The sequence below is a fragment of the Serratia sp. TSA_105.2 genome (assembly GCF_052692115.1).
The window spans coordinates 238,848-264,814 of the sequence record NZ_JBQZFT010000004.1; the positions used below are offsets into that span (position 1 = coordinate 238,848).

At 61.1% G+C, this 25,967-nt stretch carries 25 protein-coding genes and 3 tRNA genes; 20 read left to right on the top strand and 8 right to left on the bottom strand.

The genetic code is table 11. The features are described 5' to 3' along the window. Nucleotides 1-7 precede the first annotated feature (7 nt). Nucleotides 8-1,237, top strand: a complete 1,230-nt coding sequence (gene fucP, locus ACUTSC_RS15345; RefSeq protein WP_033641777.1) for an L-fucose:H+ symporter permease — start codon at nt 8-10, stop codon at nt 1,235-1,237. A 1-nt stretch (nt 1,238) separates the two neighbouring features. Here the strand turns inward: fucP and ACUTSC_RS15350 are convergent, their stop codons facing one another. After that, complete coding sequence (locus tag ACUTSC_RS15350; RefSeq protein ID WP_197767036.1) at nt 1,239-2,441, bottom strand: MFS transporter; 1,203 nt, start codon at nt 2,439-2,441, stop codon at nt 1,239-1,241. Nucleotides 2,442-2,549: 108 nt separating this feature from the next. Between ACUTSC_RS15350 and ACUTSC_RS15355 the strand changes: the two genes are divergently transcribed. Beyond that, entirely contained in the window at nt 2,550-3,461 is a 912-nt protein-coding gene (locus tag ACUTSC_RS15355) for a LysR substrate-binding domain-containing protein (protein ID WP_197767160.1), read from the top strand. Between the two features lie 8 nt (nt 3,462-3,469). On the opposite strand, the gene ACUTSC_RS15360 is transcribed toward ACUTSC_RS15355, so the two are convergent. Then, on the bottom strand, nt 3,470-4,372 hold the full coding sequence (locus tag ACUTSC_RS15360) for a GGDEF domain-containing protein (protein ID WP_443002813.1): 903 nt from the start codon (nt 4,370-4,372) through the stop codon (nt 3,470-3,472). 443 nt (nt 4,373-4,815) lie between these two features. Here ACUTSC_RS15360 and ACUTSC_RS15365 point away from each other — a divergent pair, with 443 nt between their 5' ends. Beyond that, on the top strand, nt 4,816-5,100 hold the full coding sequence (locus tag ACUTSC_RS15365; protein WP_048233751.1) for a DUF1435 domain-containing protein: 285 nt from the start codon (nt 4,816-4,818) through the stop codon (nt 5,098-5,100). A gap of 88 nt (nt 5,101-5,188) precedes the next feature. Here the strand turns inward: ACUTSC_RS15365 and ACUTSC_RS15370 are convergent. The 4 genes from ACUTSC_RS15370 to ACUTSC_RS15385 form a co-directional block, all read right to left on the bottom strand. Continuing rightward, nucleotides 5,189-5,275 (bottom strand) — tRNA-Leu (locus tag ACUTSC_RS15370). A 42-nt stretch (nt 5,276-5,317) separates the two neighbouring features. Next, nucleotides 5,318-5,404 (bottom strand) — tRNA-Leu (locus ACUTSC_RS15375). Nucleotides 5,405-5,440: 36 nt separating this feature from the next. Further along, a tRNA-Leu gene (locus tag ACUTSC_RS15380) sits at nt 5,441-5,527 on the bottom strand. Between the two features lie 72 nt (nt 5,528-5,599). Beyond that, on the bottom strand, nt 5,600-6,544 hold the full coding sequence (locus tag ACUTSC_RS15385) for a LysR substrate-binding domain-containing protein (RefSeq protein WP_197767034.1): 945 nt from the start codon (nt 6,542-6,544) through the stop codon (nt 5,600-5,602). 118 nt (nt 6,545-6,662) lie between these two features. On the opposite strand from ACUTSC_RS15385, the gene ACUTSC_RS15390 reads away from it, so the two are divergent. Beyond that, the gene (locus ACUTSC_RS15390; RefSeq protein ID WP_445653422.1) at nt 6,663-7,655 is read left to right on the top strand and encodes an aldo/keto reductase; all 993 of its coding nucleotides are present in this window, start codon (nt 6,663-6,665) and stop codon (nt 7,653-7,655) included. Nucleotides 7,656-7,705: 50 nt separating this feature from the next. On the opposite strand, the gene rsmC is transcribed toward ACUTSC_RS15390, so the two are convergent. Continuing rightward, nucleotides 7,706-8,746, bottom strand: coding sequence for a 16S rRNA (guanine(1207)-N(2))-methyltransferase RsmC (gene rsmC / locus ACUTSC_RS15395; protein ID WP_197767032.1), 1,041 nt, complete (start codon nt 8,744-8,746; stop codon nt 7,706-7,708). Between the two features lie 146 nt (nt 8,747-8,892). On the opposite strand from rsmC, the gene ACUTSC_RS15400 reads away from it, so the two are divergent. From ACUTSC_RS15400 to yjjJ, 14 genes are all read left to right on the top strand, one after another. Beyond that, complete coding sequence (locus ACUTSC_RS15400) at nt 8,893-9,330, top strand: DNA polymerase III subunit psi (RefSeq protein WP_033637012.1); 438 nt, start codon at nt 8,893-8,895, stop codon at nt 9,328-9,330. Continuing rightward, complete coding sequence (gene rimI, locus ACUTSC_RS15405) at nt 9,275-9,718, top strand: ribosomal protein S18-alanine N-acetyltransferase (RefSeq protein WP_164039347.1); 444 nt, start codon at nt 9,275-9,277, stop codon at nt 9,716-9,718. The genes ACUTSC_RS15400 and rimI overlap by 56 nt, the downstream gene beginning before the upstream one ends. Nucleotides 9,719-9,883: 165 nt before the next feature. Next, entirely contained in the window at nt 9,884-11,473 is a 1,590-nt protein-coding gene (prfC, locus tag ACUTSC_RS15410; protein ID WP_197767031.1) for a peptide chain release factor 3, read from the top strand. Between the two features lie 517 nt (nt 11,474-11,990). Then, on the top strand, nt 11,991-12,605 hold the full coding sequence (gene osmY, locus ACUTSC_RS15415) for a molecular chaperone OsmY (protein ID WP_060440799.1): 615 nt from the start codon (nt 11,991-11,993) through the stop codon (nt 12,603-12,605). 160 nt (nt 12,606-12,765) lie between these two features. Beyond that, the gene (locus ACUTSC_RS15420; RefSeq protein WP_004857650.1) at nt 12,766-12,927 is read left to right on the top strand and encodes a DUF1328 domain-containing protein; all 162 of its coding nucleotides are present in this window, start codon (nt 12,766-12,768) and stop codon (nt 12,925-12,927) included. A gap of 68 nt (nt 12,928-12,995) precedes the next feature. Further along, nucleotides 12,996-13,181 (top strand): CsbD family protein, encoded by a 186-nt coding sequence (locus ACUTSC_RS15425; RefSeq protein ID WP_060422311.1) that lies wholly within the window; start codon nt 12,996-12,998, stop codon nt 13,179-13,181. Between the two features lie 10 nt (nt 13,182-13,191). After that, nucleotides 13,192-14,310, top strand: coding sequence for a patatin-like phospholipase family protein (locus ACUTSC_RS15430; RefSeq protein ID WP_445653423.1), 1,119 nt, complete (start codon nt 13,192-13,194; stop codon nt 14,308-14,310). Then, on the top strand, nt 14,307-15,089 hold the full coding sequence (locus ACUTSC_RS15435) for a TatD family hydrolase (protein WP_142109244.1): 783 nt from the start codon (nt 14,307-14,309) through the stop codon (nt 15,087-15,089). The genes ACUTSC_RS15430 and ACUTSC_RS15435 overlap by 4 nt, the downstream gene beginning before the upstream one ends. Before the next feature lie 184 nt (nt 15,090-15,273). Then, the gene (locus tag ACUTSC_RS15440) at nt 15,274-16,551 is read left to right on the top strand and encodes a NupC/NupG family nucleoside CNT transporter (protein WP_055312699.1); all 1,278 of its coding nucleotides are present in this window, start codon (nt 15,274-15,276) and stop codon (nt 16,549-16,551) included. 370 nt (nt 16,552-16,921) lie between these two features. Continuing rightward, a complete protein-coding gene (gene deoC, locus ACUTSC_RS15445; RefSeq protein ID WP_142109245.1) occupies nt 16,922-17,701 on the top strand; it encodes a deoxyribose-phosphate aldolase in 780 nt (259 codons plus the stop codon). Nucleotides 17,702-17,767: 66 nt separating this feature from the next. After that, a complete protein-coding gene (gene deoA / locus ACUTSC_RS15450) occupies nt 17,768-19,090 on the top strand; it encodes a thymidine phosphorylase (protein WP_445653424.1) in 1,323 nt (440 codons plus the stop codon). A gap of 70 nt (nt 19,091-19,160) precedes the next feature. Then, nucleotides 19,161-20,384 (top strand): phosphopentomutase, encoded by a 1,224-nt coding sequence (gene deoB, locus ACUTSC_RS15455; protein WP_060451827.1) that lies wholly within the window; start codon nt 19,161-19,163, stop codon nt 20,382-20,384. Nucleotides 20,385-20,550: 166 nt separating this feature from the next. Continuing rightward, nucleotides 20,551-21,282, top strand: coding sequence for a purine-nucleoside phosphorylase (deoD, locus tag ACUTSC_RS15460; RefSeq protein ID WP_004933059.1), 732 nt, complete (start codon nt 20,551-20,553; stop codon nt 21,280-21,282). Nucleotides 21,283-21,419: 137 nt separating this feature from the next. Continuing rightward, nucleotides 21,420-22,763 carry a type II toxin-antitoxin system HipA family toxin YjjJ gene (yjjJ, locus tag ACUTSC_RS15465; protein ID WP_197767027.1) on the top strand — a complete coding sequence of 448 codons (1,344 nt, stop codon included), beginning with the start codon at nt 21,420-21,422 and terminating at the stop codon, nt 22,761-22,763. 1 nt (nt 22,764) lies between these two features. Here yjjJ and ACUTSC_RS15470 read toward each other — a convergent pair whose 3' ends face one another. Next, nucleotides 22,765-23,448 carry a YtjB family periplasmic protein gene (locus tag ACUTSC_RS15470; protein WP_197767026.1) on the bottom strand — a complete coding sequence of 228 codons (684 nt, stop codon included), beginning with the start codon at nt 23,446-23,448 and terminating at the stop codon, nt 22,765-22,767. A 110-nt stretch (nt 23,449-23,558) separates the two neighbouring features. Here ACUTSC_RS15470 and serB point away from each other — a divergent pair, with 110 nt between their 5' ends. Next, nucleotides 23,559-24,536, top strand: coding sequence for a phosphoserine phosphatase (serB, locus tag ACUTSC_RS15475; RefSeq protein WP_197767159.1), 978 nt, complete (start codon nt 23,559-23,561; stop codon nt 24,534-24,536). 19 nt (nt 24,537-24,555) lie between these two features. Next, a complete protein-coding gene (gene radA / locus ACUTSC_RS15480; RefSeq protein ID WP_073529683.1) occupies nt 24,556-25,941 on the top strand; it encodes a DNA repair protein RadA in 1,386 nt (461 codons plus the stop codon). Nucleotides 25,942-25,967 lie beyond the last annotated feature (26 nt).

Consider the following 25,967-nt stretch of genomic DNA (forward strand, 5'->3'; position numbering starts at 1 on the left):
TATCACCATGCTTGCTGAAAAAAGTGCGGCCTCCGCGCAGCCGGGCGTCGCCGTGACCGCCAATCTGCGCTGGGCCTTTATCCTGGTCACCAGCCTGTTCTTCATGTGGGGGCTGTCCTATGGCCTGCTGGACGTATTAAACAAACATTTTCAGGAGACGTTGCACGTTACCAAGGCGCAGTCGGGTTTGTTGCAGGCGGCCTATTTCGGCGCCTATTTCCTGGTGGCGCTGCCCGCCGGATACTTTATGGACCGCAAGGGCTATAAGGCGGGCATTCTGGTCGGGCTGTGTCTGTATGCGCTGGGGGCGCTGCTGTTCGTGCCGGCGGCGTCGGCCAACAGCTTCGGCGTGTTCCTGTTCGCGCTGTTCGTTATCGCCAGCGGATTGGGCTGCCTGGAAACGGCCGCCAACCCGTACGCCACGGTGCTGGGCGACGCGCAGGGCGCCGAACGGCGGCTCAACCTGGCCCAGTCGTTCAACGGCCTCGGGCAGTTTATCGGCCCGTTGATCGGCGGCACGCTGTTCTTCTCCGCCAGCCAGTCCGCCGGCGGCGGCGATCAGAGCGCGGTGAAGATGACCTATGTGGCGATCGCCGTGCTGGTGCTGCTGATCGCGCTGTTGTTCAGCCGCACCCGGCTGCCGGCGATCCGCGAAGAGGAAAAACCGGTACACGGCGTGATAGCGCAGGGATTGTGGCAGCATCCGCATTTCGTCGGCGGGGTTATCACGCAGTTCTTTTACGTGGCGGCGCAGGTGGGCGTAGGGGCGTTCTTCATCAACTATGCCACCGAACACTGGCGCGAAGTGTCTAACCAGAGCGCCTCTTACCTGCTGTCGATCGCCATGATCTGCTTTATGGTCGGGCGTTTCTTCAGCACCTGGTTGATGGGGCGAGTCAAGCCGGCGACGCTGTTGGCGGCCTATGCGCTGATCAACATCGCGCTGTGCGGCGTGGTGATGCTGAGTGTTGACGGCGTGTCGGTGGTGGCGCTGATCGCGGTATTCTTCTTTATGTCGATCATGTTCCCGACGATTTTCGCCCTGGGGGTGAAAAACCTGGGTAAACACACCAAGCGCGCCAGCTCCTTTATGATCATGGCGATCGTCGGCGGCGCCATCATGCCGTACTTTATGGGGGCGCTGGCTGACCGTTACAGCACCGCGCTCTCTTATCTGCTGCCGCTGTTGTGCTTCGCGGTGGTGCTGGTTTACGGCCTGCGGCAGCGCCGCGCCTGATTCAACCCGGCGGCGAATCGGCCTTCGCCGCCGTTGTCAGCGCCTGCGGGCGGGTTCGCATCAGGATCGCCAACGCCAGCAGCAGCACGATGCCGGACAGCACGCCGTTTAGCGTCAATCCCCCTGCATCCACCACCAGCCCGCCCGCCAGCGAACCGCAGGAAATCGCCAGATTAAACAGCGCGATATACAGCGAAGAGGCGACCTCGACCGCGTCGGGGGCCGCCTTGAGCATCCATGCCATCAGCGAAACGGAAACGCCGCCGTAGGCGATGCCCCACAGCAGGAGGAAGGCGCCGCCGCTCAGCGGCGCGTGGCCCAGCAGCGGCAGCAGCAGGACGGCGAGCGCCAGCCCGATGGCGATAAGCGCCAGGGTACGGCGCAGCCGTTTGGCGGCGGCCTGCCCGGCGATGAAATTCCCGACGATACCGGCAGCGCCGTAGGCGAACAGCAGCGGCCCCACCCAGCGGCCCTCGATGCCGGCGACCGTCTGCAGCATCGGGCGGACAAAGGTGTAAGCCATAAAGTGGCCGGCGACCAGCAGAAACGTCAGCAGCAGCCCGGTCATCAGCCGACGATTCGCGCGCTGCACGGTGAACGACCGCCAGCTTATCGCCTGCGTGACCGGCAGCGGCGGCAGCACGCACAGCAGCAGGAGCAGGGTCAGCGCCGCCAGGACGGCGACGGCCAGAAACGCCATGCGCCAGCCCAGCGCTTCGCCGAGGAACACCCCGAGCGGCACGCCGAACACCGAGGCCGCCGCTACGCCGCCGAAGATGACGGACAGCGCCAATCCGACGGAGGCCGGCGGCACCAGACGTTCCGCCAGCCCACCCGCGATGGCCCAGATGCCGCCGATGCAAAAGCCCAGCAGGATGCGCGCAGCGAACAGCAGCGCCAGGGAGGTAGCGGCGGCGGCCAGCAGGTTGGCGGCGATCAGCAGCAGCAGAAAGGCGATCAGAAGGCTGCGGCGATCCGTGCGCCGGGCGCCCAGCACGACCAGCGGGGCGAACAGCGCGGCAAACAGGGCGGGCAGGGAAATCAGTAATCCGGCGCGGCCGATCGTCGCGTTCAGGGTACTGACGATCGGAGTCAGCAGCCCGACGGGCAGCATTTCTGCCGTGACGACGGTAAAAGTGGACAGGCCGATGGCGAAGGTTGCCAGCCAGGGTTTTGCGCCGCCGCCGGCGTGTAAGGCACTCATAATGACTCTCCCAACAAATGAAGATCCTCAGTGTATCCGCGCCAAAATGGCTGATAAACTGGCCTGAATGCGCAACATTGGGGACAAATCGTGGCCAATTTACCGTCTATGCCGTTGGATAACCTGACCGACCTGCTGGTGTTCATTCGCGTCGCCGACGCCTGCAGCTTCACGCTGGCGGCCGAGAGGCTGGGCATTTCCCGATCGGCGGCGGGCAAATGCGTGAACCGATTGGAGGAGCGATTGGTCACCCGGCTGCTGCAGCGCACCACGCGCAGCGTCAGCCTGACCGAAGACGGCGCGGTGTTTTACGAGTATGCGCAGCGTATCCTGTCGCAGGCCGAAGAGGCGGAAACGGCGCTGAATACGCGGCGGCAAACCCCGCGCGGGCGGCTGCGGCTGGATCTGCCGGTCTCGTTGGGGCGATTGCATATCCTGCCGATTTTGCGGGAATTTTTGGCGCAGTGGCCGGAGGTGGACGCCGACGTCAGCTTCTCCGATGATTACAGCGATCTGGTGCGCGACGGCATCGACGTGGCTGTCCGCGTCGGTGGCAGCGACGACAGCCGGCTGGTGCGGCGGGTGCTCGCGCCGCATCGCCTGATCACCTGCGCGGCGCCGGATTATCTGGCGCGGCACGGTACCCCTGCAAAACCGGAGGCGCTGGGCGAGCACGAGACGCTGGTCTTCAGCCATCAGGGGTTGCCGGCGCCCTGGCGCTATTTGGTCAACGGCCAACTGCACGAACAGCCGGTGCGCGGCCGGATGCGTTTCAACAACGTCGAGGCCTTGCGGGATGCGGCCGTCGCCGGAGCCGGCCTGTGCCAGGTGGGGGCATTTCTGGTCGGCGAGCAGATTGCGGCCGGCACGTTGGTGCCGGTGCTGGAGCGCTATTGTCGCCCGGGGCCGCCGATCTGCGCCGTCTACCCCAGCCGGCGCCATCTCTCCCCCAAGGTGAAACTGTTCCTGGCGGCGATCGAACGGCGCTGGCAGGGTAGGGCGATTTGGGAAGTCGATTAGCGAACCTGTTACTCCTGCGGCTGCAGCAGGGCGGGCTGAACGTTTTGCGCCAGCTGGATATTGTTGCGGCCGCTGTGCTTCGCCAGATAGAGCGCGGCGTCGGCTGCGCCGATCGCCGATTCGACGTCCAGTTTTTCCAATGCCGAGATGCCGGCGCTGAGCGTCAGCGTGCTGCTGTGCTGCGGGCTGGCGCCGTGCGGGATATTCAGTTCCGCCACCCGTTGGCGCACCCGCTCGGCCAGCTGCGCCGCATAGCCTTCGTGCACGTTGGTCAGCAGCACCAAAAACTCTTCCCCGCCGTAGCGCACCACGATGTCGCGCGAACGCACCGCATCGCGGATGGCGATCGCCACCTGCACCAGCGCTCGGTCTCCCATGGCGTGGCCGTAGCTGTCGTTGTAGACCTTGAAGTGGTCGATATCCAGCAGCAACACGTAGTGGCGGCCGGTTTGCGGTTCCAGCAGCATGTTGATCTTATTCTCCAGCCCGCGGCGGTTATAAAGGCCGGTCAGGGGATCGAGCATGCTCAAATTATTGAATTTGTCCCGTTCGTTATACAGGTTGGCCACCAGCGCGTGGGTAAAGACTTCACTGCGTTTCAACATCAGGTGATGAATGGAGAAAGCGATAATAGGTAATAGCGTGGTGAATAATATCCGCAGGGTATTATGCATGCCATCTAAAGCCAGGATCATCATTGCGGAAGGCACGGCGTGTAAACAAAAGGCGGTAAAGTTATCCGTCAGAGAAATAGCGCTGATAAAAAAGATGCTGAACAAACTAATTAATAAAAAATCTTGGTTATTCGGCAGGCAATATTGACTTTTAACGTAAATATGTGCAGCCCACAGCAGGCCGAGCACGCTGGCGAACAGGTTGAGTTTGCACAGGTATTGCCGCGGCGCGTGCAGAGAAAATAGCGCCGCCGCCAGACAAAATAACGGTATGCATAATAAAGGCAGAGTAAAAGAAGGGACATCCCTAAAAGGGAACAATAACGTAAATATGGAAGAGGCGGCATTCATCATTAGAAAAAGAAATAATGCCAGGCGCTGCTTGCTGTTCAGTAATTCCTGATAAGAACGGGCGTTCATACGGAGGTCACTCTTTGCAAAGTCGTACTGTCGAATAATTAAGGTTGAGAAGCATTCCCTCGGCGCGAAATATCCACGGAAGTTGCATGGTTGATGGTTGTGATTATTATCATGCAAACAGGACTAGGAATTTTCTTATGTCAAATTATCATTTTTTCATGCTGGTGTCATCTGGGTTTGGTCACCGCAGTGAAAATGATGCGGCGGCCAAAAAAGTGTTATATGATATTGGTTATCATTATCACTTAAAGGGGGTTGTCATGCTCACCGCCATGATTGCCGCGTGTGGACTGTGGGGCGTCAGTTGGTGCCTCGGCGATCGCCTGGCCAGCGCCTGGGGCGTTTTGCTGCCGTGCGCGCTGATGCCGCTGCTGGCCTTGATCGATCTGAATATGATGCAGCTGCGCACCCTGATTGTGATAGCGATGCTGGCGACGCTGGTGATGCTGTTCAACAGCCGGCTGCGTCACTATCTGCTGCTGCCTTCCTGCATGGCGCTGGCGGGCGGCCTGGCGGCAATCAGCCTCAACTTCAGCTTCGCGTAAACGCCGGAAACGGCAAAACCACGCTTAGGCGTGTTTATCATCAATGCATTGGGATTTTTTCGAAGGAACTACCGGAGAGATCATCAATTGGTGCGAAGAGAGGGACTTGAACCCTCACGTCCGTAAGGACACTAACACCTGAAGCTAGCGCGTCTACCAATTCCGCCACCTTCGCACAGTCGATGTTGTTGCTTTGATTTATATTACGTCGCCAGCTTGGTGCGAAGAGAGGGACTTGAACCCTCACGTCCGTAAGAACACTAACACCTGAAGCTAGCGCGTCTACCAATTCCGCCACCTTCGCATCGATGCTGAGTGCAATATAAATCATGTGGTTATTTGGTGCGAAGAGAGGGACTTGAACCCTCACGTCCGTAAGGACACTAACACCTGAAGCTAGCGCGTCTACCAATTCCGCCACCTTCGCGTACCAGAAACATTACCGGAGTAACGTTACCACGGAGGCGAATTCTAGAGATTTTGGCGGGCACGTCAACAGTTATTTCCCCGCTTTGCGGGCGTTTGCTGGAAAAACAGCCATATCGCCGCTTTTCTGCTGGTCAAACAGCCAAATCAGCCAATCAATCAACACCCTGACCCGTGGCGCCAGGAAACGGCCGGGCTGATACATGATGTAAATCGGCATCGGCGGGGGCGGCGTGCCTGCCAACACTTCCACGAGTTCGCCCCGTTCCAGCCAGGGGACAAGCGAATAGCGCGCCGCCTGAATCAACCCCATGTCGGCCCGTGCGCCGGCGATGTAGGCGTCGGCGCCGCTGACGCTCAGTCGGGCAGGCAGCTCGCGCAGTTCCACTTTGCCGCCGCGGCAGAATTCCAGTGGGTAATCGCGGTTGCTGGCCAGGGAAAAATATCCCACCGCGCGGTGCGGCGCCAGGCTATCGATGTCGAGCGGCGTGCCGTGGGCCTGCAGGTAAGCGGGGGAAGCGCAGGTGACCTGCGGCAATTGGGCGATGCGCCGCGCCACCAGGCTGTCGTCTTCGGTTTCCCAGGCACGCAGCACGCAGTCTACGCCTTCGCGCAACAGATCGACGTGGGTGTCGTTGGCGCCCAGCGCCAGCGTGATGTCGGGATAGCGCCGGTAAAAGTCGCCCAGCGCTGGAATGACGATCTGGCGCGCCAGCGAATGGGGCATGTCGATGCGCACCTTGCCGGACGGCTGTAGCTTATGGTGGCTGAACAGCGTGTCCGCTTCCTCAAGCGCCCCCAGCAACTGTACGCAGCGTTGATAGTAAAGGCTGCCTTCGCTGGTCACCTGTACCTGGCGGGTGGTGCGGATCAGCAGGCGCACGCCCAGCCGCTGCTCCAGCCGTTTCAGCGCGTTGCTGACCGTGGCGCGCGGCAGCTGCAGACGCTCGGCCGCCCGGCTGAAGCTGCCCAGTTCGACGATGCGGGTAAAAATGCGCATGGCTTGAACCTGATCCATGTCCACTCCGGATTGTTGGTGATTTTTGAACAGTGATGTGCAATCTGCATTATTTATCTTTGTAGCGTAAACAACCAGACTTTGCTGCGTTATCCATTCATCGCATGAGGGCAGCACAATGCAACAACGTAAACTGGGTTCCCACGGTCCCGTCGTCTCCGCCCTGGGGCTGGGATGCATGGGCATGAGCGACTTCTACTCCACCGGCGCCGATCGGCAGGAGGCTATCGCCACGCTGCACCGGGCGCTGGAGCTGGGCGTCACGCTGCTCGACACCGCCGACATGTATGGCCCGCACACCAACGAAGAGTTGGTGGGGGAAGCGATCAAGGGCAAACGGCAACGGGTGTTCCTGGCTACCAAGTTCGGCATCCTGCGCGATCCGGCGGATCCTTCGGCGCGCGGCGTCAGTAGCCGGCCCGAGTATATCCGGCGCTCCGTAGAGGGCAGCTTGCGGCGCTTGGGCGTGGAGGAGATCGATCTTTATTATCAGCACCGGGTCGATCCGCAGGTGCCGATCGAAGACGTCGTCGGCACGATGGCGGATCTGATCCGCGAAGGCAAGATCCGCTATATCGGCCTGAGCGAGGCGTCGGTCGCCACGCTGGAGCGGGCGCACAAGGTGCATCCGATCACGGCGCTGCAGACCGAGTATTCGCTGTGGACGCGCGACGCCGAACAGGGCGTGTTGGCGGCCTGTGACCGCCTGGGCATCGGTTTTGTGCCTTACAGCCCATTAGGGCGCGGTTTCCTTACCGGTGCTATCCGGCGGCCGGAGGATCTGGCCGAGGACGATTTCCGCCGCGGCAACCCGCGCTTCCAGGGGGAAAACTTCGCCCGCAACCTGGCGCTGGTGGAGAAGGTGGGCGAACTGGCGGTGCAGAAGGGCGTCAAGCCTTCACAGTTGGCGCTGGCCTGGGTGTTGGCGCAGGGCGAGCACATCGTGCCGATCCCTGGCACCAAACGCCGTCGCTATCTGGAAGAGAACGTCGCGGCGGCGGAGATAACGCTGAGCGCGGACGAACTGGCGGCGATCGAAGCGGTGTTCCCGCTGAGTGCGGCGGCCGGCGAGCGCTACGGCGCCGAGTCGATGACCTATATCAACGGCTAAAAAAAAGCGCGGCCTCAGGCCGCGCTCTGTCGTTTTCCGCCAACGGCGAATTATTTCTTCTTCGGCGCGCGCGGTGGGCGGCCGACGGTGGCCTGATACACCTTGAAGCGGCCGTTCTGCGCCAGCACTTCGTGGCTGCCGAAGGTGGCGTCCAGAATGTCCGGGTACGGCAGGAAGGCGTTGGCGACGATGCGCAGCCGGCCGCCGATCGGCAGGTGTTTCACCGCGCCGCGGATCAGGGTTTCGGCGGCGGTCAGGCTGGTCTGCAGCCCGTCGTGGAACGGCGGGTTGGAGATGATCATGTCGAAACGGCCGGTGATGTCGGAGTAAACGTTGCTGACGATCACTTCGCCTTCGATGCCGTTGGCGGCCAGCGTCGCGCGGCTGGATTCCACCGCGGCGGCGTTGACGTCGCTGAGGGTCAGTTTCACCTTCGGCGACAGCTTGGCCATCACCGAGGCCATCACGCCGGCGCCGCAGCCGATGTCCAGCACCTTGCCTTTCATGTGTTTTTCCAGCGTCGACAGCAGCAGCGAGCTGCCGACGTCCAGGCCGTCGCGGCTGAACACGCCCGGCAGCGTTTTCACTTCCAGATCGTGCAGCTGATAGCTGTCCCACCAGTCGTTCAGGTCGAATTCGGTCTGTGCGTCCAGGCGGCCGTGATACAGGCCACAGCGGCGCGCGCTGTCGATTTTCACCAGCGCAACGTGGCCTTCCAGCGTTGGCTCGGCGCTGCGCACGCCGCTGCGGTTTTCACCGACCACGAACACGTCCACGCCTACCGGCAACAGCGCCAGGAGGTTGCACAGCTGGAATTGCGCTTCCTGCTTGCTCTTCGGCCAGTAGTAAACCAGCGTGTCGCAGTCGGCGACGAAAGCGGGATCGACGGTCAAACCGAACTGCACGTTATCGCCCATCGTCCGGTTCAGTAACTGCCAGTGATGGTAATGCTGAGTGTGGACGCGCACGTCCGCGGCCTCGAATTGGGCCGGCAGGCTGTCCTGCAGGTCGCCGGCAAACAGCACGCGGCGTTCGATAAATTCATCACTGTGGCGCAGCATGACTTCACTGGCGGGGGTTAATGCAGACATCAGATATTGGCTCCTGGAAATGAGACCGGGGATTATAGAGCTTTGTGGCGATATGTTCGACGGGTTTGTTGGCGCGGGCTGCGCGGGTTTGTTAGCATAGCGCGGCGCATGGCAGGCATGGCGCACCACAACGGGTAGGAATCGGCATGGCATCAAAACGCGACTGGCTGTTACAACAACTGGGTATTACGCAGTGGACATTGCGCCGCCCGGGCGTGTTGCAGGGCGAAGTGGCGGTCAGTCTGCCGCCCGAGGCGCGCCTGCTGGTGGTGGCGCAGACGCTGCCCGCACCCGACGATCCGCTGTTTTGCGACGTGCTGCGCAGCCTGGGGCTGACGCCGGCGCAAACCTACAGCCTGACGCCGGAACAGGCGGCGATGCTGCCTGAAGAGACCGCATGCAACAGTTGGCGGCTGGGCGTGGCGGAACCGCTTGCGGTCGCCGGCGCGCAGCTACACAGCCCGGCGCTGGCCGAGCTTTCCCAAGACGCGGGGGCCAAACGCGCCCTCTGGCAGCAGATTTGTCATCATGAACACGATTTCTACCCTGACGGCGGCCGACCTGGCCACGGCCTTCACCATTGAGCAAGCCAGCCACGCTTTCCCCTGGACGGAAACCACCTTCGCCAGCAATCAGGGCGATCGCTACCTTAACCTGAAGCTGAACGCCGACGGGGAAATGGCGGGGTTCGCCATCACGCAGATCGTGCTGGACGAAGCCACGCTGTTCAACATCGCCATTCATCCGCAGTACCAGCGCCGGGGCTTTGGCCGCCTGCTGCTCAACGCGGTGATCGAACAGCTGGAGAGCCGCGGCGTAGTCACGCTGTGGCTGGAGGTGCGCGCTTCCAACCAGGCGGCGATCGCACTGTATGAAGATCTCGGTTTCAACGAGGTCACCGTGCGCCGCAATTATTACCCGAGCGCCCACGGCCGCGAAGACGCGATCGTGATGGCGCTGCCACTGGGGTAATCTGCCCGGCCGGAAAAAGCATTGCGGAAAAAGCATTGATTGTCACCGGTTGGCAAATCGGCGAAAATGTCCGGCTGTTATCTTTTATTCACCGCTTTGCCCGGCGCCGCGATCGGCGCGTTCTGATGATGTCGCAGGGCGGACTAACCGTAGAACCTGAAAACCATGTCTCCTAGTGAATTTGCCCGCGAAGTCTCCAAAAGAAGAACTTTCGCCATCATCTCGCACCCCGATGCCGGTAAAACCACCATTACCGAAAAAGTGCTGCTGTTCGGACAGGCGATCCAGACCGCCGGTACGGTAAAAGGCCGTGGCTCCAGCCAGCACGCCAAATCCGACTGGATGGAAATGGAAAAGCAGCGTGGGATCTCGATCACCACCTCGGTGATGCAGTTCCCGTACCGCGACAGCCTGGTTAACCTGCTGGATACCCCGGGGCACGAAGACTTCTCTGAAGATACTTACCGTACCCTGACCGCCGTCGACTGCTGTCTGATGGTGATCGACGCCGCCAAGGGCGTTGAGGATCGTACCCGCAAGCTGATGGAAGTCACCCGTCTGCGCGACACGCCGATCCTGACCTTCATGAACAAACTGGACCGCGACATCCGCGATCCGATGGAAGTGATGGATGAAGTCGAGCGAGAACTGAAGATCGCCTGCTCGCCTATCACCTGGCCGATCGGCTGCGGCAAGCTGTTCAAGGGCGTTTACCACCTGTACAAGGATGAAACCTACCTGTACCAGACCGGTAAAGGTCACACCATTCAGGAAGTGCGCATCGTCAAAGGCCTGCACAACCCGGAGCTGGATGCGGCGGTGGGCGAAGATCTGGCGGCGCAGCTGCGCGATGAGCTGGAGCTGGTGCAGGGCGCTTCCCACGAGTTCGATCAGGAAGCTTTCCTGAGCGGCGAGCTGACCCCGGTGTTCTTCGGTACCGCACTCGGTAACTTCGGCGTGGATCACATGCTGGACGGTCTGGTGGCCTGGGCGCCGGCGCCGATGCCGCGCAAAACCGACACCCGCGAAGTGACGGCGGCGGAAGAGAAATTCACCGGCTTCGTTTTCAAGATCCAGGCCAACATGGATCCGAAACACCGCGACCGCGTGGCCTTCATGCGCGTGGTGTCCGGCCGCTACGAGAAGGGCATGAAGCTGCGCCAGGTGCGCACCGGCAAAGACGTGGTGATCTCCGACGCGCTGACCTTTATGGCCGGCGACCGTTCGCACGTGGAAGAAGCCTATCCGGGCGACATCATCGGCCTGCACAACCACGGCACCATTCAGATCGGCGATACCTTCACCCAGGGTGAAGACATGAAGTTCACCGGTATTCCGAACTTCGCGCCGGAGCTGTTCCGTCGCATTCGCCTGCGCGATCCGCTGAAGCAGAAACAGCTGCTGAAGGGACTGGTGCAGCTGTCCGAAGAGGGCGCAGTACAGGTGTTCCGTCCGATCGCCAACAACGATCTGATCGTCGGTGCGGTCGGTGTGCTGCAGTTCGACGTGGTGGTGGCGCGTTTGAAGAGCGAGTACAACGTGGAAGCGCTGTACGAATCGGTCAACGTGTCGACCGCGCGCTGGGTCGAGTGCGACGACGTGAAGAAGTTCGAAGAGTTCAAGCGCAAGAACGAGATCAACCTGGCGCTGGACGGCGGGGACAACCTGTCCTACATCGCGCCGACCATGGTGAACCTCAACCTGACGCAGGAACGCTATCCTGACGTGACCTTCCGCAAAACCCGCGAACACTGATCGCTCGGCAGGGCGCCCAGTGCGCCCTGCACGCTTCTCCTATCCTCACTGCGCTAATTAATAAATCTTCCTCATATTTTATCCTGCGAACCGCTATCGCCAGGCGATGTTCGTTCGGCCTGCGTTTTCCGTCTGATGGTCTATCTTTAACGAGATGTCCGCACATTGCTTGAGAGTAAATCACTGTAATACGCTATTTGTTTGGTGAGTTATTCTGATGTGTTGCCGATAGGAGACAGTCAGTGTCTTTAAATATCAATGAGATAGCCATATTTCAGTTTTGTGTAACTTAGCCTGTCGTCAATAGACGACAGTTTTTTGATTAAAAATCCGACTGAAAGATTTTTATCTTTGATAATTAAGGTATTTTTTGAGTTGGCACGGCCGTTGCAACACTCCTGTCGTGAACGCTTAATCGTATAGCGATGATGAAGTATTTACCGAGAAGGCCGCGTGAAGGTGGCCGCAGGGTTCCGGCGCTTTGGCGTCGAGAGCCCCCAACAAAAGGAAGAGATCGATGAAAAAGACCAAATTTGCACACTCGCTGATGGCTGTCGTATTGGGTTCTGCTTTGGTAAGCGGCAGTGCGCTGGCCGAAGACAGTCTGCTCAACAAGGCGTCTAACGCCGCGGATAGTGCCGGTGCCAAAATCGATAGCTCCATGAAAAAAGTTGACGGTTACATGGATGACAGCGCGATAACGGCTAAAGTTAAAAGTGCGTTGGTGGAAGATAAGACCATCAAAAGTTCTGACATTTCGGTGAAAACCGAAAAAGGCACCGTGACCCTGAGCGGGTTCGTCGGCAGCCAGGCGCAGGCGGAGCATGCGGTCGCGGTCGCCGGCAAGGTGGAAGGCGTCAAGACCGTCAGCGACAAGCTGCACGTGAAAGATGAAGCCAACCAGTCGATCAAATCGTATGCCGGCGACACCGCCACTACCAGCGAGCTGAAAGCCAAGCTGTTGGCCGATGACATTGTGCCGTCGCGCAATGTGAAAGTGGAAACCACCGATGGTGTGGTGCAGCTTTCCGGTGAGGTGAAAACGCAGGCGCAGTCTGAGCGTGCGGAAAGCATCGCCAAGGCCATCGACGGCGTGAAAAGCGTGAAAAACGACCTGGTGGTCAAGCAGTAATTCCGCCAGGCGCCCGTAACAAGCAACAACAAGCCGCATCTGTCGGGCCGTGAAGGCGGCCCGACATGTACCACCAAAAAAAGAAACTGATTTGCCGCCGACGTCCCGTTGTCGGGGCGGTAGGCAGCAGCGAATTTTTCACAATGGTAAGGAGAAGCTTATGTTTCGTTGGGGCATTATCTTTTTAGTTATCGCACTTATCGCTGCGGCGTTAGGGTTCGGTTCGTTGGCGGGCACTGCTGCCTGGGCGGCTAAAATCGTGTTCGTCGTCGGTATCATCCTGTTCCTGGTCAGCCTGTTCACCGGCCGCCGTCGCCCTTAGCTGGCGGGCATTTTCCCGTAAACTGTAACAAAGCTTAACTCCTTTTCTCACGTCGGGGAGGGCCGGCCATGAACAGCGACATCATCGTCGGGCGCTGGAAACAGCTGAAAGGCCAGGTATGGCAGGCGTGGGCAGAATGGTCAGGCAGCGATTATGCCTGGCTGGCCGGCAGCAACGATTTCCTCGCCGGCGTACTGCAAGAGGATTACGGAAGAGAGCGAGACGCGGTATCCTCGGAGAAAACGTCTCACTGAGGATGCCAAGTTGGGATACAGAATACCCATCACGCTCGGCAATATAGAACCGCTAGCGTCTAAACCCTTTCGGCCAGGCAAAATGGCGCTGGTCTGCGAAGGCGGCGGCCAGCGCGGTATTTTCACCGCCGGCGTACTGGACGAATTTCAGCGCGCGGGCTTTAACCCTTTCGATCTGTTGATCGGCACGTCGGCCGGCGCCCAGAATCTGTCCGCCTATATCTGCGGGCAGGTGGGATACGCGCGTCGGGTGATCACCCGTTACACCACCTCGGCCCAGTTCTTCAATCCGCTGCGCTTCGTGCGTGGTGGGCATCTGATCGATCTCGATTGGCTTGTCGATACGGCGGCGGCGCAGATGCCGTTGGCGATGGACGTGGCGGAACAGCACTTTACCGACGGGCGCGAGTTCCTGCTGTGCGCCTGCCGCAGCGATGACTTTGAGCCGACCTACCTGCCGGCGCAGCGCGAACGCTGGCTGCCGGCCATCAAGGCGTCCAGCGCCATTCCCGGTTTTTATCGCCAGGGCGTGGAGCTGGACGGCGTCAGCTATCAGGACGGCGGCATCAGCGATGCGATCCCGGTGGAAGAGGCCTATCGTCGCGGCGCCGACACCATCGTGGTGATCCGCACCGTGCCCTCGCAGATGTACTACACCCCGCAGTGGATGAAGCGCATGGAGCACTGGCTGAGCGACAGCAGCCTGCAGCAGATGGTGCGTATCCTGCAGCATCACGAGCAAAGCTATCACCGCATCCAGCGCTTTATCGAGAAGCCGCCGGGCAAGCTGCGCATCTTCGAAATCTTTCCGCCGAAGCCGCTGGCCAGCAATGCGCTGGGCAGCCGACTCGGGTCGCTCAATCAGGATTATCACCTGGGGCGCCGCTGCGGCCGTTACTTCCTGGCCACCGTCGGCCAGTGGATGGCGCAGCCGGAGCCGGACGGCATCAAGGTGCAAAAAGCGCTGTCGCGCCGTCTGATCCAGCCGGAGAACGTCAGAATGCCTTCGCCGATCGTGACCGATATCGTCATGCCGTCCGATCTGGGCGCGCAGCCGGAGGCCGCGGTAGCGGCGCCGAAGATCATTCTGCCGGGTGATTTGCCGCCGGGTGAAGGGGGCGCGCTGTGAGTTACGCCTTTACCGATACTCACTGCCATTTCGATTTTCCGCCCTTTACCGGGCATGAGGCCGAGAGCCTGACGCGGGCGGCAAGCGCCGGCGTGCAGCGCATCATCGTCCCGACGGTCACCGCCGATCGCTTTGCCCGGGTGCTGCGGCTGGCGCAGGATCACGCGCCGCTGTTCGCCGCGCTGGGGCTGCACCCGCTGTATATCGCGCAGCACCATGAGCCGCAGTTGGAGCAGCTGGCGACGCTGCTGGCCGAACGGCCGCGCAAGCTGGTGGCGGTGGGGGAGATCGGGCTCGATCTGTATATGGACAACCCGCAGTTCGAGCGCCAGCAAAGCGTGCTGCTGGCCCAGCTGAAGCTGGCGAAGCAGCATGACCTGCCGGTGATCCTGCACTCGCGCCGCACTCACGATCAGCTGGCCGCGGCGCTGCGGCGCATGCAGCTGCCGCGTCGCGGCGTGGTGCACGGCTTCGCCGGCAGCCTGTCGCAGGCGCAGGCCTTTATCCGCCTCGGCTATTACATCGGCGTGGGCGGCACCATCACCTATGAGCGGGCGCAGAAAACGCGCGGCGTGATGGCGCAACTGCCGCTTGAAGCGCTGCTGCTGGAGACCGATGCGCCGGACATGCCGCTGGCCGGCTATCAGGGGCAGCCGAATCGCCCCGAACGCGCCGCCGAGGTGTTTCAAACGCTGTGCGAACTGCGGCCGGAACCGGCCGACGAGATCGCCGCCCACCTGCAACGCAATACTCAGGCACTGTTCGCCATGCCGGATTGATGGGTTTATAACGTGACTTGTGTCACGTTATAGGATTTTCATTTGCGTCTCGTTGTATACATTTGTGACATAAATCGGTGCGAGGGTGACCTCGCTCAGTATAATCCCCCCCGAAACTCTCCAATAGCAAACCTCTCTTCATGAGCAGGGATGTATTTTATTTTTTGCAACAGGGAAACTTTGCATGCAACTCATCATGAGTCTGGTCGGCATGGCAGTGCTGATCGCCATTGCGGTGCTGCTCTCCAGCAACCGCCGGGCCATCAAACTGCGCACCGTCGTGTGGGCGTTCATCATCCAGATCGGCATCGGCGCGCTGGTGCTGTACGTGCCGCTGGGCCGCAGCATCCTCGGCAGTATGTCTAACGGCGTGGCAAACGTTATCGCCTACGGCAATCAGGGCATTTCGTTCATTTTCGGTGGGCTGGTGTCCGACAAGATGTTCGAGGTGTTCGGCGGCGGCGGCTTCGTATTCGCGCTGCGCGTTCTGCCGGTGATCGTGTTCTTCTCCTCGCTGATTGCGGTGCTGTACTACCTCGGCATCATGCAGTTGGTGATCCGCGTGCTGGGCGGCGGCCTGCACAAGCTGCTGGGCACCTCGCGCACCGAATCGCTGTCGGCGACCGCCAACATTTTCGTTGGCCAGACCGAAGCGCCGCTGGTGGTGCGCCCGTATATCGCCACCATGAGCCAGTCAGAACTGTTCGCCGTGATGTGCGGTGGCCTGGCCTCGGTAGCCGGTTCGGTGCTGGCAGGGTACGCGCAGATGGGCGTGCCGCTGGAATACCTGATCGCCGCGTCCTTCATGGCCGCGCCGGGCGGACTGCTGTTCGCCAAGCTGATGGTGCCGGAAACCGAGCAGACCCACGATAAAGACGATGCGATGAAGCTGATCGCCGAAGAAGATCGTCCGGCCAACGTGATCGACGCGGCGGCTTCCGGCGCGGCTTCCGGCATGCAGCTGGCGCTAAACGTCGGTGCGATGCTGCTGGCGTTTATCGCGCTGATCGCCTTGCTTAACGGCATTCTCGGCGGTATCGGCGGCTGGTTCGATTATCCGCAGCTGTCGCTTGAACTGATCCTCGGTTGGGTGTTCTCGCCGATCGCCTTCCTGATCGGCGTGCCGTGGAGCGAAGCGATGACCGCCGGTTCGTTTATCGGCCAGAAGATCATCGTCAACGAGTTCGTCGCTTACATGAACTTCGGCGCCTATCTGCGTCCGGACGACGTGGTGGCGGCGGAAGGCCTGCAGGTCCTGTCGACCCACACCAAGGCGATCATTTCCTTCGCGCTGTGCGGCTTCGCCAACCTTTCCTCGGTGGCGATCCTGCTGGGCGGTCTGGGCAGCATGGCGCCCAACCGTCGCCACGACATCGCGCGTTTCGGTCTGAAGGCCGTGGCGGCGGGCACGCTGTCCAACCTGATGAGCGCCACCATCGCCGGTTTCTTCCTGGCGCTGTAAGCCATCCCGGAGCCCGCGACGGCGCGACCGATCGCGGGACTCCGCCTATACTCTAAGCAACGCGGGTGCTTGCCGCACCCGCGATCTTCAGCCGCTTCTTTAGCGAATTTGTGAACGATATCGCGTTATTTTGTGATGCTCTTCACATATAATTCCGGTCTGTTACAGTGCTATTTCATATAGTGTGACGATGAACGCGAATCGCCCTTGGCATTCGTGTTCAAATAGCTATTACTGGCCGGCCGCAAGGCGGGTGGCCATGTGCGGTGAGAAGGATCTCAGTTGCCGCCGCGGGAACGCCGTTCCCCTGCGCTATCTTCATGGAACCAAGTCCGCTCGCCAACACCCAGGTACTCAGTTGGAGAGTTTTATGACCGAATTAACCGCAGCAGCGCAACGTGCGCTGAACCTGATGGATTTAACCACGCTGAATGATGATGACACCGACGAGAAAGTGATCGCCCTCTGTCGTCAGGCCAACAGCCCGGCCGGCCACACGGCGGCCATCTGTATCTACCCGCGTTTTATTCCGGTAGCGCGCAAGGCGCTGCGCGAGCAAGGCACGCCGGATATCCGTATCGCCACCGTGACCAACTTCCCGCATGGCAACGACGATATCGACATCGCGCTGGCGGAAACCCGCGCGGCCATCGCCTATGGCGCGGATGAAGTGGACGTGGTGTTCCCTTACCGCGCGCTGATCGCCGGCAACGAACAGGTCGGCTTCGAGCTGGTGAAACAGTGCAAGCAGGCTTGTCAGGCGGCCAACGTGCTGCTGAAAGTGATCATCGAAACCGGTGAGCTGAAGCAGGCCGACCTGATCCGCAAGGCGTCCGAGATTGCCATCAAGGCCGGGGCGGACTTTATCAAGACCTCCACCGGTAAGGTGTCGGTCAATGCCACTTTGGAGAGCGCCGAGCTGATGATGTCGGTGATCCGCGATCTGGGCGTGGCGAAGACCGTGGGCTTCAAGCCGGCCGGCGGCGTGCGCACCGCGGAAGACGCGCTGCATTATCTGCAACTTGCCGATCGTATTCTGGGCGAAGGGTGGGCCGATGCGCGGCATTTCCGCTTTGGCGCTTCCAGCCTGCTGGCCAGCTTGCTGACCGCGCTGGGCCACCAGACCCAGACCGCCGGCGGCGGCTACTGATCGATTTCGTTGGCGGGCGCCAGGCGCGCCCGTCTGCACCGACTCTCGGCGACACAGGGGGATGCCTTGTTCCTGGCTCAAGAAATTATTCGTAAAAAACGCGACGGCCAGCCGTTAAGCGAAGCGGAAATCCGCTTTTTCATCAACGGCATTCGCGACAACGTGGTGTCGGAAGGGCAGATCGCCGCGCTGGCGATGACCATTTATTTCCATGACATGAGCATGCCGGAGCGCGTGGCGCTCACCATGGCGATGCGCGATTCCGGCACCGTGCTGGACTGGAAGAGTCTGGCGCTGAACGGCCCGATCGTCGACAAGCATTCGACCGGCGGCGTGGGCGACGTGACCTCGCTGATGCTCGGCCCGATGGTGGCGGCCTGCGGCGGCTATGTGCCGATGATCTCCGGCCGCGGCCTGGGGCATACCGGCGGCACGCTGGACAAGCTGGAAGCCATTCCGGGCTTCAATATTTTCCCGGACGATAACGCCTTCCGCAAAATCATTCAGGACGTCGGCGTGGCGATCATCGGCCAGACCAGCTCGCTGGCGCCGGCGGACAAACGTTTTTACGCCACCCGCGACATCACCGCCACTGTGGATTCGATCCCGCTGATCACCGCTTCCATTCTGGCCAAGAAGCTGGCGGAAGGGTTGGATGCGCTGGTGATGGACGTGAAGGTCGGCTCCGGCGCCTTTATGCCGACCTATGCGCTGTCGCAGGACTTGGCGCAGGCGATCGTCGGCGTGGCCAACGGCGCGGGCTGCAAGACCACCGCGCTGCTGACCGACATGAACCAGGTGCTGGCCTCCAGCGCCGGCAACGCGGTGGAAGTGCGCGAAGCGGTGCGTTTCCTGACCGGCGAATACCGCAACCCGCGCCTGCTGGAAGTGACGCTGGCGCTGTGTGTGGAAATGCTGCTGTCCGGCGGCCTGGCGCAAGACGAGGCCGACGCGCGCGCCAAACTGCAGGCGGTGCTGGACAACGGCAAGGCGGCGGAGGTGTTTGGCCGCATGGTGGCGGCGCAGCAGGGGCCGATAGACTTCGTCGAACGCTACGATAGCTATCTGCCGGCGGCAACGCTGAGCAAGCCGGTGTATGCTGAAACTCCGGGCATCATCAGCGCCATGGATACCCGCGCGCTGGGTATGGCGGTGGTTTCGCTGGGCGGCGGCCGTCGCCGGGCGAGCGACGCCATCGACTACAGCGTTGGCCTGACCGAGGTGGCGCGCCTGGGCGAGAAAGTGGATGCCCAGCAGCCGCTGGCGATGATCCACGCCAACGATGAAGAGGGCTGGCAGCAGGCGGCCGATGCGGTGCGCAGCGCAATGACGCTGAGCGACAAGGCGCCGGAGACGACGCCGGTGGTGTATAAGCGCATCACGGAATAACCCAAGAATCAGGAACGGCCGCGGCTTTTTCGCGGCCGTCCAAAGCGTGAGAACACGCAGGAGAGCACAGATGAAACGCACATTTATTATGGTATTGGACTCCTTCGGCATCGGCGCCAGCGAAGACGCCGAACGTTTTGGCGACCAGGGTTCCGACACCCTGGGCCACATCGCCGAGGTTTGCGCGCGCGGTGAGGCCAACGTGGGCCGCCAGGGGCCGCTGACGCTGCCTAACCTGAGCCGTCTGGGCCTCGGCAAAGCGGCGGAAGAGTCCACCGGCAACTTCCCGCAGGGGCTGGACCGCAACGCCGACATCATCGGCGCTTACGCTTACGCCAGCGAACTCTCTTCCGGTAAAGACACACCGTCGGGCCATTGGGAAATCGCCGGCGTGCCGGTGCTGTTCGACTGGGGCTACTTCAAGGACGAGCACAACAGCTTCCCGCAGGCACTGCTGGACAAACTGGTCGAACGCGCCAAGCTGCCGGGTTACCTGGGCAACTGCCACTCATCCGGCACCGTGATCCTCGATCAACTGGGCGAAGAGCACATGAAAACCGGCAAGCCGATTTTCTATACCTCCGCCGACTCGGTGTTCCAGATCGCCTGTCATGAAGAAACCTTCGGCCTGGATCGCCTGTACGAGCTGTGCGAAATCGCGCGTGAAGAGCTGACCGAAGGCGGGTACAACATCGGCCGCGTGATCGCGCGTCCGTTCGTCGGCGACAAGCCGGGCCACTTCCAGCGCACCGGCAACCGCCACGATCTGGCGGTAGAGCCGCCGGCGCCGACCGTGCTGAAAAAGCTGGTGGACGAGAAGGGCGGTGAAGTGGTGTCGATCGGTAAAATCGCCGACATCTACGCCAACGTCGGCATCACCAAGAAGGTGAAGGCGACCGGCATTGACGCGCTGTTCGACGCGACCCTGATTGAAATGGAAAAGGCCGGCGACAACACCATCGTGTTCACCAACTTCGTGGACTTCGACTCCTCCTATGGCCACCGCCGCGACGTGGCGGGCTACGCCGCCGCGCTGGAGCTGTTCGACCGCCGCCTGCCGGAGCTGCTGAAGCTGGTGAAAGACGAAGACATCATCATCTTCACCGCCGACCACGGCTGCGACCCGACCTGGCCGGGCACCGACCACACCCGCGAACATATCCCGGTGCTGGTTTACGGCCCGAAAGTGAAGCCGGGCTCACTGGGCCACCGCGAGACCTTCGCCGACATCGGCCAGACCGTCGCCAATTACTTTGGCCTGTCGCCGATGGATTACGGTAAGAGCATGTTCTAAGCCCTGTCTTTCAAGCCGCAGCGTTGTTAGCTTCACGCGTGAACCCCAGTCACTTACTCAAGTAAGCTCCTGGGGATTCACCCGCTAGCTGCCTGGCTGCAACTCGAAATTCAAGGCTTAGATGTTTGACGTTTTTATTAAATAAGATTTCTAAAGGAAGAAAATTATGGCTACGCCGCACATTAATGCTGAGATGGGTGATTTCGCTGACGTAGTACTGATGCCGGGCGATCCGCTGCGTGCAAAATACATCGCCGAAACCTTCCTGGAAGGCGCGGTGGAAGTGAACAACGTGCGCGGCATGTTGGGCTTCACCGGCACCTACAAAGGCCGCCGCATCTCCGTAATGGGCCACGGCATGGGCATCCCGTCCTGCTCCATCTATGCGCGCGAGCTGATCGCCGAGTTCGGTGTGAAGAAGATCATTCGCGTAGGCTCCTGCGGCGCGGTGCGTGACGATATCAAACTGCGTGACGTGGTGATCGGCATGGGCGCGTGCACCGACTCCAAGGTGAACCGTCTGCGCTTCAAGGACAACGACTACGCGGCGATCGCCGACTTCGACATGGTGCGCAACGCGGTCGACGCGGCGGCGGCGCAGGGCATCCCGGCGCGAGTGGGCAACATCTTCTCCGCCGATCTGTTCTACACGCCGGATCCGGACATGTTCCAGGTGATGAAGAAGTACGGCATCCTGGGCGTGGAAATGGAAGCGGCCGGCATCTACGGCGTGGCGGCGGAGCTGTACGAAGAGTTCGGCTGTAAGGCGCTGACCATCTGCACCGTGTCCGACCACATCCTGCGTCACGAAGCGACCACGGCGGCGGAACGCCAGACCACCTTTAACGAAATGATCGTTATCGCGCTGGAATCCGTGCTGCTGGGCGACAAAGCGTAATACCCCGGCGGGCGTCATCATGGCGCCCGCCCGTCAATCTATTCATCCCGCTTGGCCAGTTTTGGCTAACGCTTTACCTTTCTGCCGTTTAACGCTATTACTTCCTTTATCAATCTATTCACCAATCTATTCATCCGATGATCACCGTTGAACAAGTTTTGCGTCATGGGCCGGCTACGGCTCGTCAACTGACAGAAGCGTTAGGCATCAGCCAGCCGACGCTATCGCGCCGTATCCGCGAACTGGCGGGCGCAGTATTGATCCTCGGTAAAGGTAAGGCGACGCGCTATGTATTGCGGCGCGGGATCGGCGGTGAGAGGCAGTTTCCGCTGTATCGGGTTGATGAACGGGGTAAGGCGCACCTGTTTGCCACACTTTGCCCGCTGTATCCTGCCGATAACTGTGCGGTGTGCGATGAGCGCAGCGGAGAGTGGCAGCTTTATGACGGCATGCCATGGTATTTAAACGACCTGCGGCCGATTGGCTTTCTCGGGCGAGCCTGGGGAAAAGCAGCGGCGCGCGAGTTGAATTTGCCGGAGGATGTGCGGCGATGGGATGAAGGTCAACGCTTGTTGGCGCTCTGCCGTTATGGCGAGGACATAACCGGCGATCTGCTGCCTGGTGCCGACAGCTATCAGCGTTGGTTAATGCGGGATACTGCCGTCGCCATCACGGTGGAAGATAAAACCGAGCGTTACGCCGCATTGTCTGTCCAGGCGCTGGCCGGGGAACTGGTGGGCTCTTCCGCCGGTGGCGAGCAACCCAAATTTGCCGCTTATGCTGAGCTGGCGCCTGGGCGCCGCGCGCATGTGTTGGTGAAGTTCAGCCTGGCGCCGACGCATGTCATTGCACAGCGCTGGAGCGATTTGCTGATCGCCGAGTCGCTGGCGTTGCAGACGGTCGCCGCTGCGGGATTGCCTGCCGCATCGGCGCAAATCCTGTTCGGCGCCGACCGGCAATGCTTTTTAGAGGTAGAGCGCTTTGATCGCATCGGTGAAGAAGGGCGGGTAGCGATGGTGTCGCTGGAGGCGCTGGATGCCGAGTTCAGCGGCAGCGGCCACGCTAACTGGGTCGTGGCCGCCGAGCGGCTATTGCAGCAAGGGGTGATCAATCACTCAGTCTACCAACGGATTGCCCTGTATTGGGCCTTTGGCCGGTTGATCGCCAACAGCGATATGCACCAGGGCAACCTGTCGTTCTTGCGAATAACCCAGCGGCCGGTCATGTTGGCGCCTTTGTATGATATGTTGCCGATGGCTTTTGCCCCGGCAAGCAGCGGTAATCTGCGCCGCGACGCGGTGGAGATCCGTTTGAGCAACGAGGTGAGCGGCGCCGTCTGGCGGCAAGCGGAGCTATTGGCTCTCGAGTTCTGGCGGCGAACGGCGCAACATGACGACATCAGCGAGGCGTTCCGGGCGATTGCCGAGCAAATGTTGGTGCAACTGCAGAAGCTGCACGAGCGCATTCAACGCCTGGCCTGAGTTACCCCTTCTTCGGCGTTTCCTGTTTTTTCTCCGGCGCATCCTCTTCGTCGTCTTCCACCGTATTGCCCTCTGCCAACGGCGTGTTGGCGGTCAACAGGTACGGCGACTGCTGCCAGCGGCTGCGGCGATGTTGCAGCAGAGTGCGCGCCAGAATGATGCCGATCGCCAGCGCCAGCAGGATCATCAGGCGCAGCAGGTTGGTGGTGTTGTCCACCTGCTTGGATTCGGTCGCCAACACGTGGGTGTCGAGGGTGATGCGGATAAAGCCGATCGGGCCGTCTTTGCCCTGAATGGATTCGACCAACTGGTGGTTGAAGTAGCTGCCGGCGCGTTTGCCGTCGAGCGACAGGCGATCGCGTATACTTATCTGTTCCCCGGCGTGGGAGACCAGCGTGCCGTCCAGCTGATACACGCTGACGTCGAGAATGCGGCTGTGATCGGTGAGCTGCTTGAGGATGGCGTCGATGCGCGGGGTGTTGCCGTCGTCGTCCAGCAGCGGCGCCAGGCTGTAGGCGACCTGTTTGGTCAGCGTCTGCGCCAACTCTTCAACCTGCTCGGATCGCGCCATTTGGTGACTCAGGCTAAAATAAGAGGCGCCCTGCATCAGCAGCACCAGCAAAGCCAGGCAAATCAGGATAATAGCGGTGCGGTGCAGGCGAAATTTCAGTTTAGCGCGAGCCATGCAGGTTCCTTGGGCATCGGGGACACTTTATGTTGCCAGAACCGCTGGCGATAGGATAGCTTGATGCGTCGTTTTATCATGCAGCGTTTTTGTCCATTCAGGAGTCAATGATGTCAAACAGTCTGACCTATTGCGATCTTCCGGCGGAGATCTCCCAATGGCCGGGTCTTCCCCTTTCGCTCAGCGGCGACGAAGTGATGCCGCTGGACTACCGGGCGGGCAATACCGGGTGGCTGTTATACGGCAGGAAGCTGGACAAGGCGCGCATTACGCAATTCCAACGCAAGCTGGGCGCGGCGATGGTGATCGTCACCGCCTGGGGCGTGGACGATTATCAGGTGGTGCGCCTGGCGGGCACGTTAACGCCGCGCGCCAAGCTGCTGGCGGCGGAGAGCGGGCTGGACGTGGCGCCGCTCGGCAAGATCCCGCACCTGCGCACGCCGGGGCTGCTGGTGATGGACATGGATTCGACGGCGATCGAGATCGAGTGCATCGATGAGATCGCCAAGCTGGCAGGCGTCGGCGAGCAGGTGGCGGAAGTCACCGAACGCGCGATGCGCGGCGAGCTGGACTTTACCGCCAGCCTGCGCCAGCGCGTCGGCACGCTCAAAGGGGCCGACGCCAACATCCTCAAGCAGGTGCGCGACGAGCTGCCGCTGATGCCGGGGCTGACCAGCCTGGTGGGCAAGCTGCAGGCGATGGGCTGGCATGTGGCGATCGCCTCCGGCGGCTTCACCTACTATGCCGAATACCTGCGCAACCGGCTGCGGCTGGTGGCGGCGGCGGCCAATGAGTTGGAGATCCGCGACGGCAAGCTGACCGGCGAAGTGCTGGGGCCGGTGGTGGACGCGCAGTTCAAAGCCGACACGCTGCTGCGGCTGGCGGAGAAGTTGGAGATCCCGCTGGCGCAAACCGTGGCCATCGGCGACGGCGCCAACGATTTGAAAATGATGCAGGCGGCGGGGTTGGGCATAGCCTTCCACGCCAAACCGAAAGTGTATGAAAAAGCGCAGGTGGCGATCCGGCATGCGGATCTGATGGGCGTGCTGTGTATTCTCACCGGCAGCCTGAAACACGAAGTGCGATAACGACAGATTGAGGTAAGACGTGGCAAAAGCGGTAAAACGGGCATTTGTGTGCAATGAGTGCGGGGCGGACTATCCGCGTTGGCAGGGGCAGTGCAGCGCCTGCCATGCCTGGAACACCATCACGGAAGTGCGTTTGGCCGCGTCGCCCGCAGCGGCGCGCAACGATCGCCTCAGCGGTTATGCCGGTGATGCCGGCGTCAGCAAGGTACAGAAGCTGTCGGAAATCAGCCTTGAGGCGCTGCCGCGCTTCACCACCGGCTTTCTCGAGTTCGACCGCGTGCTGGGCGGCGGCGTGGTGCCCGGCAGCGCCATTCTGATCGGCGGCAACCCCGGCGCCGGCAAGAGCACCCTGTTGCTGCAGGTGCTGTGTAAATTGTCCGAACAGATGAAAACCCTGTACGTCACCGGCGAGGAGTCGCTGCAGCAGGTGGCGATGCGCGCCCACCGTCTGGGGCTGCCAACTGGCGGCCTGAACATGCTGTCGGAAACCAGCATCGAGCAGATCTGCCTGATCGCCGAGCAGGAACAGCCGAAGCTGATGGTGATCGACTCGATCCAGGTGATGCACATGGCGGACATTCAGTCTTCGCCGGGCAGCGTGGCGCAGGTGCGGGAAACCGCCGCCTATCTGACGCGCTTCGCCAAGACGCGCGGCGTGGCGATCGTCATGGTCGGCCACGTCACCAAAGACGGCTCGCTGGCCGGGCCGAAAGTGCTGGAACACTGTATCGACTGTTCGGTGCTGCTGGATGGCGACGCCGATTCCCGCTTCCGCACTCTGCGCAGCCACAAGAACCGCTTCGGCGCGGTCAACGAGCTGGGCGTGTTTGCCATGACCGAACAGGGGCTGCGCGAAGTCAGCAACCCTTCGGCGATCTTCCTCAGCCGCGGCGACGAAGTCACCTCCGGTAGCTCGGTGATGGTGGTGTGGGAAGGTACCCGGCCGCTGCTGGTGGAGATCCAGGCGCTGGTGGATCACTCGATGATGTCCAACCCGCGCCGCGTGGCGGTGGGCCTGGAGCAAAACCGGTTGGCGATCCTGCTGGCGGTGCTGCACCGGCACGGCGGGCTGCAGATGTCCGATCAGGACGTGTTCGTCAACGTGGTCGGCGGGGTGAAAGTCAGCGAGACCAGCGCCGATCTGGCGCTGCTGATGTCACTGGTTTCGAGCCTGCGCGATCGGCCGCTGCCGAACGATCTGGTGGTGTTCGGCGAAGTGGGGTTGGCGGGGGAGATTCGCCCGGTGCCGAGCGGCCAGGAGCGCATCTCCGAAGCGGCCAAGCACGGCTTCAAGCGCGCCATCGTGCCGCACGGCAACATGCCGAAGAAGCCGCCGGCCAACATGCAGGTGTTCGGGGTCAAGAAGCTGGCGGACGCGCTGGACGTGCTGGAAGAGTTTTATTAATGTCGCCGACGGCGAGAAAGATATGC